Source organism: Neobacillus drentensis NBRC 102427 (assembly GCF_001591445.1).
GTDB lineage: Bacteria > Bacillota > Bacilli > Bacillales > Cytobacillaceae > Neobacillus > Neobacillus drentensis.
Genome location: NZ_BCUX01000087.1, coordinates 1 through 10,657, shown reverse-complemented (window position 1 = coordinate 10,657; position 10,657 = coordinate 1). Strand labels below are relative to the sequence as shown.

Annotated in this window: 11 protein-coding genes; 9 read left to right on the top strand and 2 right to left on the bottom strand. The window is 40.9% G+C overall.

What is annotated here, in order from left to right; translation table 11 throughout:
* Window positions 1-20: 20 nt before the first annotated feature.
* Window positions 21-452 carry a hypothetical protein gene (locus tag BDR01S_RS23430; RefSeq protein WP_157406245.1) on the bottom strand — a complete coding sequence of 144 codons (432 nt, stop codon included), beginning with the start codon at window positions 450-452 and terminating at the stop codon, window positions 21-23.
* A 204-nt stretch (window positions 453-656) separates the two neighbouring features.
* Between BDR01S_RS23430 and BDR01S_RS23425 the strand changes: the two genes are divergently transcribed.
* From BDR01S_RS23425 to BDR01S_RS23385, 9 genes are all read left to right on the top strand, one after another.
* Complete coding sequence (locus BDR01S_RS23425; RefSeq protein WP_066260408.1) at window positions 657-1,298, top strand: response regulator; 642 nt, start codon at window positions 657-659, stop codon at window positions 1,296-1,298.
* Between the two features lies 1 nt (window position 1,299).
* Entirely contained in the window at window positions 1,300-2,406 is a 1,107-nt protein-coding gene (locus BDR01S_RS23420; RefSeq protein WP_066259266.1) for a sensor histidine kinase, read from the top strand.
* A gap of 117 nt (window positions 2,407-2,523) precedes the next feature.
* A complete protein-coding gene (locus BDR01S_RS23415; protein ID WP_066259262.1) occupies window positions 2,524-3,462 on the top strand; it encodes an ABC transporter ATP-binding protein in 939 nt (312 codons plus the stop codon).
* A gap of 12 nt (window positions 3,463-3,474) precedes the next feature.
* Entirely contained in the window at window positions 3,475-4,587 is a 1,113-nt protein-coding gene (locus BDR01S_RS23410) for an ABC transporter permease (RefSeq protein WP_066259260.1), read from the top strand.
* Complete coding sequence (locus BDR01S_RS23405; RefSeq protein ID WP_066259258.1) at window positions 4,587-5,732, top strand: ABC transporter permease; 1,146 nt, start codon at window positions 4,587-4,589, stop codon at window positions 5,730-5,732. Before BDR01S_RS23410 ends, BDR01S_RS23405 begins: the two co-directional genes overlap by 1 nt.
* Before the next feature lie 200 nt (window positions 5,733-5,932).
* Window positions 5,933-7,180 carry a C40 family peptidase gene (locus BDR01S_RS23400; protein ID WP_066259252.1) on the top strand — a complete coding sequence of 416 codons (1,248 nt, stop codon included), beginning with the start codon at window positions 5,933-5,935 and terminating at the stop codon, window positions 7,178-7,180.
* A 156-nt stretch (window positions 7,181-7,336) separates the two neighbouring features.
* Window positions 7,337-7,771, top strand: a complete 435-nt coding sequence (locus BDR01S_RS23395) for a MarR family winged helix-turn-helix transcriptional regulator (protein WP_066259250.1) — start codon at window positions 7,337-7,339, stop codon at window positions 7,769-7,771.
* 354 nt (window positions 7,772-8,125) lie between these two features.
* Entirely contained in the window at window positions 8,126-9,598 is a 1,473-nt protein-coding gene (locus tag BDR01S_RS23390; RefSeq protein ID WP_082797559.1) for a DHA2 family efflux MFS transporter permease subunit, read from the top strand.
* Window positions 9,599-9,673: 75 nt separating this feature from the next.
* A complete protein-coding gene (locus BDR01S_RS23385; RefSeq protein ID WP_066259248.1) occupies window positions 9,674-10,111 on the top strand; it encodes a universal stress protein in 438 nt (145 codons plus the stop codon).
* Between the two features lie 84 nt (window positions 10,112-10,195).
* Here BDR01S_RS23385 and BDR01S_RS23380 read toward each other — a convergent pair whose 3' ends face one another.
* On the bottom strand, window positions 10,196-10,408 hold the full coding sequence (locus BDR01S_RS23380; RefSeq protein WP_066259245.1) for a spore germination protein: 213 nt from the start codon (window positions 10,406-10,408) through the stop codon (window positions 10,196-10,198).
* Window positions 10,409-10,657 lie beyond the last annotated feature (249 nt).

Below are 10,657 nucleotides of genomic sequence, written 5' to 3'. Positions count from 1 at the left end.
CTAACAGCTTTTTCATTTAACTAGTACGGATAGCTTCCATAGCCTCCATATCCTCCATATGGATAGGTTACAGGTGTTGGGTACTGTGCTGGATAAGGAGTTGGATATGGTGCAGGATATGGGTAGCCACCTCCAGAGGACAATGCCCCGGCCGTAAGCCCTCCTAATAATCCGCCAATAAATGGTGAGCCGTAGCCGCCGTGATACCCGCCATGATACCCATGATACCCTCCACCATGATATCCGTCATGAAATCCTCCTCCATGATAGCCGCCGTGATGTCCATCATATCCGCCTATTCCACCATGTCCGCCCATTCCACCATGTCCGCCCATTCCACCATGTCCGCCCATTCCACCATGTCCGTCCATTCCACCATGTCCACCCATTCCACCATGTCCGCTCATTCCACCATGTCCACCCATTCCGCCAAACTGTCCTCCGCCCATCATACACATACATCTCCTTTTTAATAAATAACGAATAATCCTGCTGGTTACCCCTGATAAAATGGGTTACCTTTTGTACTGTATGCATGATAAACGTCCAATGAATGGGCGCATCAGGGGATTTTGTGTGGATATTCAAATTCCTGCTTGTTTCTTGCTATAATGACAGGTAAAGATATTAGGAATAAGGAAGTGACTCGCCAGCATATGAAAATTAAAGTGATAATCGCCGATGATAACTCATTTATTCGTGAAGGGTTGAAAATTATTCTATCTACCTACGAGGAATTTGAAGTGCTGGACACAGTGAGTGATGGAAACGAAGCAGTCAATTACTGTCAAAAGCATGAAGTCGACATTGCTCTTCTCGACGTGCGCATGCCCAACATGAACGGGGTGGAAGCAACAAAACGGATTACCGAACAGACAAACACCAAGCCAATCATTTTAACCACCTTTGATGATGATGAATACATCCTAGATGCCATTAAAAATGGGGCGAAGGGCTATCTACTAAAAAATAATGACCCAGAACAAATTCGTGATGCACTGAAGAGTGTGTTCCGCGGAAACAGCATTATTCAGGACGTTATTTTAGAAAAAATAAAGTCAAATTTAACAGCGGTCAACACTGAAACGGAAACAATAATCGATCTCACGGGATTTACCGAGCGTGAACGTGAAATCATGGCCCTAATTGCAAAAGGATATTCTAATAAAGCCATCTCGAAGGAATTGTTTATCTCCGAAGGGACGGTTGCTAATTACATCACCTCTATCTTAGGCAAGACCGGGCTTGAACACCGTACACAAATCGCAATTTACTATTTGACGGGGAAAGTCGACTAAGATGGAGTTTTGGATCATTTTTACGAAGCTGCTACTGTTAGTTTATATTGCTACGCTTGCAGTGCAAACCAATATCAGCAATATCTCCTGGGTAGTTCTCGCTTTTCTTGTCTATTTTTGTGTAAATATAACGCTATATATTTGTAAAAATAACACCCTTAAACGGGTGCTGCATGTTCTGTCCATTGGTATCACAACTGCCGCCTATCTCGTCGTGGATCCTTTGTTTAGTTTGCTCCTCCCTATATCGATGGTGGAGCTTTCAGCAGGTTTTATAGGTAAAAAAGTAACGCTGCTGCTTCTTTCTTTGCTGCCCATCCTGTATATGGATGGAGCACTTCAACCCATTTATGGCTTAGTGGCTGTCCTTTCTTTCATGATGTTTGCAGTTACGTCCATCTATGGTGATAAATTAGTAAAAAAGGAAGCACAAATCGATAGGATGCGAAAAAAGCTTCAGCAGCTAACGAAACAGATCAATGAAAATACCGAATACATACGGCAGTCGGAATACACCTTTAAACTAGAGGAACGCAACCGAATTTCACAGGAGATTCATGATAAAATCGGCCACTCGATGACAGGGGCGCTTTTTCAAATGGAAGCGGCGAAACGGTTGCTTGGGACCGACCAACGAAAAGCAACGGAGCTCCTCCAAAATGCAATCAATATTTCGAAGGAAGGGATTGAAAATATCCGCCTGACCTTAAAAAATATGAAGCCCCCGACAGAACAAGTGGGGATACACCGCTTGAAGCTGCTATTTGATGATTTTAATGCCAAACAACAGTTTAAAACCGTCCTCACCCATGAAGGGAATTTGGACCTTATCGCACCAATTCAATGGAAGATCATCCATGAAAATGTAACCGAGGCGTTAACGAACGCGATGAAATATTCGCATGCTACCCAAGTCTCGGTCGATCTTAAAGTGTTAAACAAAATAATCAGGGTCGAGGTAAAGGATAATGGTTCGGGGTCCGAAACGATCAAAAAAGGCCTAGGCATCATCGGCATGGAGGAGCGGACTGCAACCGTGAATGGAAAGGTGATTGTCGACAGCTCCGATGGTTTCTCTGTCACCACGCTCCTTCCAATCGCTACATGAGCATCTCACGCCAACAATATGAATATTCTCATGTAAAAAGAATGAACGATTGCACTTATGCGCGTTCATTCTTTTTCTTTATACTGGAAATAGAAAAACGATCTGAGGGGTGAAACAATGAACGTTTTAGAAATAACCAACTTAACGAAAAAATTCGCTGATTTTATTGCCGTTGATAATATGAGTTTATCTGTTGCCGAAGGAGAAATCTTTGGCTTTCTGGGCGCGAATGGAGCCGGGAAAAGCACGACGATTAACATGATTGCGGGTCTCCTCCGCAGTAATGATGGGACAATAAGCATCCTTGGGAAAAATAGTGCCAAACAGAGCCGCTTTGCCAAGATGAATATTGGCATGGTCCCGCAGGATTTGGCTATCTATGAGGATATGACCGCCTATGAAAATGTGAAGTTCTTTGCTGGTCTTTACGGCTTGCGCGGGGCTGAACTAAATGAACGGGTAGAAGAGGCCCTTGAATTCGTCGGTCTTCAGGATAAACATAAAAGCTATCCAAAAAGTTTTTCCGGCGGGATGAAACGCCGCTTAAATATTGCATGTGCGATTGCCCACCGTCCGAAGTTAATCATCATGGATGAACCAACAGTCGGGATTGATCCGCAGTCCCGAAACTATATCCTTACCTCGGTCCGCAAGTTAAATGAAATGGGCTGCACCATCATTTACACGAGCCATTATATGGAGGAAGTCGAAGAGATTTGTTCCCGAATTGCAATCATTGATCATGGGAAAATCATTGCTGAAGGAACAAAGGAGCAGTTGAAGTCGATTATTACCAACACGAAGGATGTCTGGATTGAAGTGAAATCAATTGAAAATGCGAACCTGGAATCTATTAAAGAAATCAACGGTGTCGAAGCCGTTTTCATCGATGAAAATTTAATCAAAATCAACTCGGATACCGGCGTCAACAACTTAAACAAAATCATTGAGCATTTTATGAGCAGCGGGATTGAAATCCGTTCACTCCAAGAAAAAGCACCGAATTTGGAGACGGTATTTTTAACATTAACAGGCAGAAATTTGCGTGACCAATAAGGGGGCTTCATTTTGAATATACTCAATATCGCGTGGAAGGGTATTAAAACAGATTTCCGGGACACCCGAACTTTGTTTTTTATGTTAGCTTTCCCGATTGTGTTAATGCTTGTGCTTGGAACAGCCCTGTCGAACACCTTTACAACCAGCCTCCGCGTCGATGATATCGATGTGTTATACAAAGATACAACGAAGGGGGAGGACTTTCCACATTTTATCGCTGCGGCCGAAAAATCAGGGCTTCATTTTAAAAAAGCAACTAGTTCGATTGATGGCGAAAAGGAAGTGAAGCAAGGTGCCTATGATGGTTATGTAGAGGTAACCGCTCAAGGGCTTCAGCTTTATGTAAATAATGGGACCAGCATCGAAGGGAATATCCTCCACGGCATGCTCGCTTCCTTTGTCGATCAATACAATATTGCTTCCGAAATTATCAAGGTAGCTCCTGAAAAGCTAGAGAGTGCCTTTACGCGTGAGAAGCCGGCGGATTTTATCAAAGAAACATCACTGCTTCCTGATAAGCAGCCCGGCTCAATGGATTATTATGCGATTGTGATTACGACGATGATTATCCTGTATGGTGCCATGTCAGCAAGTTCGCTCATCGTAAGTGAACGTGTACGGAAGACAGCTGACCGCCTGATTGCTTCCCCGGTCCGAAAAAGTGAAATATTCATTGGAAAAGTGCTCGGAAGTCTTGTTAGTAATAGCATCTGTATCGTACTCGTCATCCTCTTTAGCAAGCTCGTTTTCAAAGCCAATTGGGGTGACCATCTGGGACTGGTTTTCCTCGTATTACTGACAGAAGTAATCTTTGCGGTCAGCATGGGAATTGGCGTAAGTTTCTTAACGAAAACAAGTGCCGGTCCGAGAGTTTTCATCATGCTGTTTGTCCAGTTAGCCTCCTTTTTTGGCGGCGCTTATTTTAAAATTAATAATCCGGAAGGCATCTTTAAATTAATTACAGACCTTTCTCCGCTCACCTGGATGAATACTGCACTAACGAAGATTATCTATGCAAATGACTTCGCGGCAGCTCTTCCAGCACTGTCAATCAATCTGGCCAGTTCGTTCATCTTCTTACTTGTGGCGGTCATCTCTTTACAAAGACGGGAGGGATTATAATGAAGGATATCCTCTGGTTAATTCAGAACACGCTGCGCATCACATTTCGAAAAAAGAAAAACATTATCATGTATCTGTGTATGCCGTTAGTTGGGATCTTTATCTCCCTGCTCGTCTATGGCGGTGATCAAAAAACTATCCTCCATGTCGGGATAGTTAATCAAGACCAAAACAAGATAACCACGGATACCATCCAATTTTTAAAAGGATTAGAGAATCTGGAAATTACCAAGATTGATGAGGGGCATGTACAGAGGAAGATTTCCTCTGGTGATCTGGATAGTGTGATTACCTTTGAAAAAGGGTATTCGGATAGTGTCTTGGCGGGTGAGCCGGGCCATATTCAGCTAACCTCTATTAAAGGTGCGGCGATTACGGCTTATGTGAAATCTTACTTACACCAGTACATCGATAATATTGCGACGATTAGTTATGTGGCGGGGGGAAATCGAGAGATATTTGAGCGGATGTATCAGGATTTCCAACATACGGAGTATAATCTGGTTACACATACCTTAGAAGATTCTTCAAAAAACAAGTTTATGACCAACCAAACGATTGGCTTCCTAATCATGATCATGCTGATGTCAGCCGGGAATATGTCTGAGATTATTCTGTTGGAAAAAGAAAATCGCACCTTTTTCCGCTTATTATCGACACCGATTAATGCGAGAAAGTATATCCTCTCCAATATAATTGTCAACATGATTGTGATGACGATTCAAGTGTTTATTACGTTAACAATTATGAAAAACGTCTTTCATATTGGCATCAACATGTCGTTTGGGTCGGCAGTGTTTGTGATGTTACTATTCTCATTGATAGCTGTGGGAATCTCATTAGTGATTGTTTCTTTTTCAAACAGCCGCAGTGCCGCGGGTGCCCTGCAAAATTTAATTATCACGCCGACCGTGATGCTTTCCGGCTGCTTTTGGCCGGTGGAAGTGATGCCGAAATCATTACAAAAAATCGCCAATTTCCTGCCGCAGCGCTGGACATTGGATACCTTAACAAAGCTGCAGGATGGGAATGAGTTTAGCGGTTTGTATTTGAATTTCATGATTCTATTCGCCTTTGCCGCTGCATTTTTCTTGATTGCAGTTTACCGATTTAGTAGAAATAATACGACACAGAATTTTGTGTGATTATTTTTTAATAAATTACAGAACAAACCTCGAAGTTCGTAATCTTCGAGGTTTTTCTGTGTCAATATTATTCGACTCGTTCAAAGAAAATTCTACAAAACATTACAAATACATTACAATTTAGCCATTTTCATTGTTATTCTTCTCTTCCAAATTTAAACTATGAATATATGAGTCGGAAAAGAAAAGGTGATTATGGTATGAAAAGGAAAATATTAATATATTCGGTATCGTTTGCTCTATTAACTACAATCTTTCAAGCAACTCCTGCTTTTGCAAAACCACCTGTTACACAAGGACAAATTGATGAGACAAAAGTAGAGATCAATAAGACCGCTGACCAAATTGATAACCTAGAGACAAAGGTTCAGCAACTCGATGACCGAATCGTCATCGGAATGGAAAAAAGTAAACAACTAAGCGAAGATATTAAAGCACAACAAGCTCAAATCGTAAAAACAAACGCTGAAATTGATACAGCAAGAAAAGACTTAGAAACGAACAAAGACTATTATTCTGCTAGACTAAGAACCATGCAGGCACAAGGGAAGCAGTCAATTATTACATACGCAGAATTTATTGTGTCGTCTAAAGACTTTTCCCAGTTATTAACACGCTCCACTGCAGTAATGTCAATTCTTGAAAGTAATACAGATATAATGAAAGCTTTATCTGAAAAAGAAGCAACATTAAAAGGTTCAGAGCAAAAGCTTGAAAAAGAATTAGGCAAATTAAAAAACAGCCAGGATGAATTAGCTGCAGAAAAGAAACAGATAGAAGCTGATAAACAAGAAATTACGATAGTTTTGGCAAAATCAAAAGACACCTTAAAGCAGCAACAAACGGAACTAGCTTATCAACTAACAGAAAAAAGTGCTCAAGATAAAGCACGACAAGAAGCAGAAGAAAAGGCCAGACAAGCGGCACAAGAAAGAGAAAGAGCTAGACAGGTAGCACCAACACCAGAAAGACCAAGCCAACAAGCACCAGAAAGACCAAGCCAGCAAGCGCCAGATAGACCAAGCCAACCGAAGCAGGACTCTCCTGCGAAAACACCATCCACATCCGATGAACCGAAAGAATCAGCGTCTAATTCGGGAGATGTAGATGAGATGATCGCATATGCGAAAAGATATTTAGGGGTTCCTTATGTTTGGGGTGGAACATCACCAAACGGGTTTGACTGCTCAGGATTCACTCAGTATGTGTTCCGTTCGATTGGAATTTCTCTTCCAAGGGTTTCCCGTGATCAGCAGGATGTTGGAACTGCAATTTCTCCGTATAATGTCCAAAAGGGTGATTTAGTATTTAGGGGTAATCCTGCTCACCATGTCGGCATCTATATTGGCGGAGGGAAATTTATACATGCCCCGCAAACGGGTGATGTTGTGAAAATTGCTTCGTATAATCCAGCTAAGTTTACAACTGCGGCTAGAGTATTGCGCTAAAAATAGATTAATAGGAAAAAGTGGGCTTGGAGGAAACTCCAGGCTTTTTTCTATACAATTCTATATTTAATATCAATCGATTGATGGTCAATCACGTTGACATCCTCTACCTGCTTTTGTATAGTATGTGCGAGGATTAAGAATGGAGTGAATCAGTTGATTTCAAACTCTGAATTAAAAAAATTAGATCTTATTGATTTATTAAGCGAGCGTCATAGTTTGGTTCGGAAAATCTCAGAGAAAGCCTGGAACGATCAAAGCGAGATTTATATTTCAAATTCTGAATGGTATATCATGGCGAGGATTTATAAAAAACAGCCGACCATTTCATATGTTACAAAAAATGTCGAAATTTCACGTCAGGCCATCCATAAGTTTATCCAAAAGCTTTCAGAAAAAGGACTAGTCGAAATCAAAAATATGGAAAACAATAAGAAAGAAAAATGCATCCAGTTGACGGATTTAGGAGAGGCATGCTACGAAAAAAATGCAGCTCTTAAGGCACAGCTTGAGAATAAAATTGCAGAGAAAATAGGGACCGAGCAAGTAACTATTCTTAAAGATATTTTAAAACTAGATTGGAAAATATAAAATGAAAAACCTCCGCTTTGTTCATTCGATGAACGAGGCGGGGTTTTTTTTACGTTGAATAGTCAATTTAGTTGATAATAACTGAATAAATAAATATTGTCAACCGGGTTGACGATGAAGGAAAACTTTTGATATAGTTAACGAATCGTTGTTTGTGGGGGTGTACGACGGTCATGGATATTGCTGATCATCGAAGTCATGAGGAATCTTTTTTAAGCAGAAAGGATTCAGAACGAAGTGGTATAACGAATACTTAAAACATCATTTTCACAATGGAAAGATGAATTTTTCTATGTAACCAAAAGGTCAAATGAAATAATTTATTGAAGGAGTTTTTAACAAGTGAATCAACAAATGAATACAACCTTATCTCAACAAATCAAAACAGGCCCGATTATGGCTGCACTTTTAGTGGCAGGCTTTGTCGGACTTTTTAGTGAAACGGCATTAAATATTGCATTAGGACAATTAAGCCAAATATTTCAAGTGAATCCGACAACCATTCAATGGTTAGCAACCGGTTATTTTTTAACCTTAGGTATTTTAGTACCAGTAACGGGTATTTTGATGCAAAAGTTTACCACCCGACAGATGTTTATGACTTCTGTATCGCTGTCCATTATCGGTACGATTATTGCTGCCACGGCACCTTCATTTAGTCTTTTATTGGTGGCACGTATTATCCAAGCAGCTGGACTGGCGATTGCCCTACCTCTAACGCAAAATGTTATTTTTACGATCTTCCCTCCAAATAAACGAGGCGGCGCAATGGGAATCATGGGCTTAGTTATGCTAGCCGGTCCCGCGCTTGGTCCAACATTAGCTGGCCTTATTTTAGATACCTTATCATGGCATTGGATTTTCTGGTTTACGATTCCCTTCTTATTGTTCTCATTTCTATTCGGGCTCGTTTATTTACCAAATGTGAATGAGATACGAAAGGTTTCGATTGATATAATCTCAGTTATTCTTTCCACAATAGGATTCGGCGGGATTGTTTACGGAGTAAGTGTAGGCGGTGAGCACGGATGGACGAATACAACTGTTCTTACATCGATCATTATTGGAGCTGCCGCACTGATTATTTTTGCAATTCGTCAAACGAAAATGGAGGCGCCGATGCTGAATCTCAAAGCATTCAATTACCCTCTTTTCGTTCTGGGTGTCATCATGAGTTTCATCACGTTTTTTAACATGTTGTCAATGCTTGTTATCTTACCAATGTATATGCAAATGGCGCTGTTAATTGCTGCTTTTACCACAGGTCTTATGCTTTTACCCGGTAGCTTGCTAAACTGTATCTTAGCTCCGACGATTGGTCATTTATTTGACAAATACGGTCCGAAAGCGGTGATTACTCCTGGAACCATTTTAGTAGCGATTGGTTATGGATTATATTCACAATTCGGGACAGACACGGCTTTATGGATGATCGTGGTCACACATATTGTCATGATGTTAGGGATCGGGGCGGTGCTTGCTTCCGTCCAAACAAACACACTCAATTCGCTTCCGAAACGGTACTATCCGGATGGAATCGCCTTAACGCAAACGGTCCAACAGGTAGCTGGTGCTGTTGGTATTGCTGTCATGGTATCGATTTTATCAGCGAAAGAAACTGGTTACTTAGCTGCCAATCCCAATGAACATGCACAAGCAGCAGCTTCAGGGTCTTCATTCGTGTTTACCATTGGTTTAATCTTAGCGGTGGTTAATGTGCTCTTGTCGTTATTCATCAAAAGCCCAAGTCCAAGCCCAAGCTCAGGCACGATTAAAGTAAAGACAAAGTCAGCAATGAAAACAACCGAGTCGATCAACAGAGTGTAGAATTTCCCTTACAATGCGCAATATTTACACTTAAGCAGTTTTTAGCAAGGGATCTTTAGAAGGAGATTATGGCAGATGGCAAATCATTATAGAAGTATTGTAGTTGCAGTAGACGGTTCGAAAGAGGCGGAGTATGCCTTTCGCAAATCCATCGACGTGGCAAAACGGAACAAAGATTCACTATTAACCATCGTAAACGTAATCAATACCCGCTCATTCGAAGCTTATGACCGTTCCAGTGTGGACCGGGCCCAGCAGCGGTCAGAGGAACTGTTAAATGGATACAAGGCACAAGCAGGTGCGGAAGGGATTAAAAACACTGATGTAGTAATCGAATACGGTTCTCCAAAAACTAAAATCACGAAAGAGCTTGCTAATTTAGTAGAGGCCGATTTAATTATCTGTGGTGCTACGGGGTTAAATGCGGTTGAACTTTTCTTACTAGGTTCGGTGTCTGAAGCCATCGTTCGCACAGCCAAATGTGATGTTTTAGTGATCCGTACACCGGAGTGATTCTTGACTTCAAAAAAGCTTGGTGGGTACGCGCCCACCAAGCTTTTTTTTACTATTATCATTTAAGCTCATAAAACCACCAGATTAGTTATCCTGAACGATGGGTTGGTCAAGTACATCTGCATTGACAGAAGTGGTTGTATTTTGACCAGTAATGGTTGTGATCGTAATACCGGTATTTATAGAGCCAGAACCTTGTGTATCTTTTGTGGCACTTTTGGGGGATATGAACAAGGAATTCCCAAATTGGACAATCCCGCCGCTGACTGTATCAATCTTCACTGGTAATTCAGACATAGAAGAACATCCTTCGCTTTTTAATAACTTACTATATGCACATTTAATAGAAATTGTTCAGAAACTATAACTCTAAAAGCACCCATATGTATTGTTTTTGGAGCTGTTCAAAAGTTCGTCAAAACATTTCAAACAAAATGTGAACTTATCACTATACCCATGTTGTTTATCTGAGGAATGGAATATAGTGGAATCATAAAGAACAAACAAATTTTGAAGGGTGGAATCATTCATGTTTAATAAATTTCT

Excerpts from the sequence above, each read along its gene's own strand:
- BDR01S_RS23430 (WP_157406245.1), bottom strand. The coding sequence starts at position 452 with ATGATGGGCGGAGGACAGTTTGGCGGAATGGGTGGACATGGTGGAATG.
- BDR01S_RS23425 (WP_066260408.1), top strand. The coding sequence starts at position 657 with ATGAAAATTAAAGTGATAATCGCCGATGATAACTCATTTATTCGTGAA.
- BDR01S_RS23420 (WP_066259266.1), top strand. The coding sequence starts at position 1,300 with ATGGAGTTTTGGATCATTTTTACGAAGCTGCTACTGTTAGTTTATATT.
- BDR01S_RS23415 (WP_066259262.1), top strand. The coding sequence starts at position 2,524 with ATGAACGTTTTAGAAATAACCAACTTAACGAAAAAATTCGCTGATTTT.
- BDR01S_RS23405 (WP_066259258.1), top strand. The coding sequence starts at position 4,587 with ATGAAGGATATCCTCTGGTTAATTCAGAACACGCTGCGCATCACATTT.
- BDR01S_RS23400 (WP_066259252.1), top strand. The coding sequence starts at position 5,933 with ATGAAAAGGAAAATATTAATATATTCGGTATCGTTTGCTCTATTAACT.
- BDR01S_RS23390 (WP_082797559.1), top strand. The coding sequence starts at position 8,126 with ATGAATACAACCTTATCTCAACAAATCAAAACAGGCCCGATTATGGCT.
- BDR01S_RS23385 (WP_066259248.1), top strand. The coding sequence starts at position 9,674 with ATGGCAAATCATTATAGAAGTATTGTAGTTGCAGTAGACGGTTCGAAA.
- BDR01S_RS23380 (WP_066259245.1), bottom strand. The coding sequence starts at position 10,408 with ATGTCTGAATTACCAGTGAAGATTGATACAGTCAGCGGCGGGATTGTC.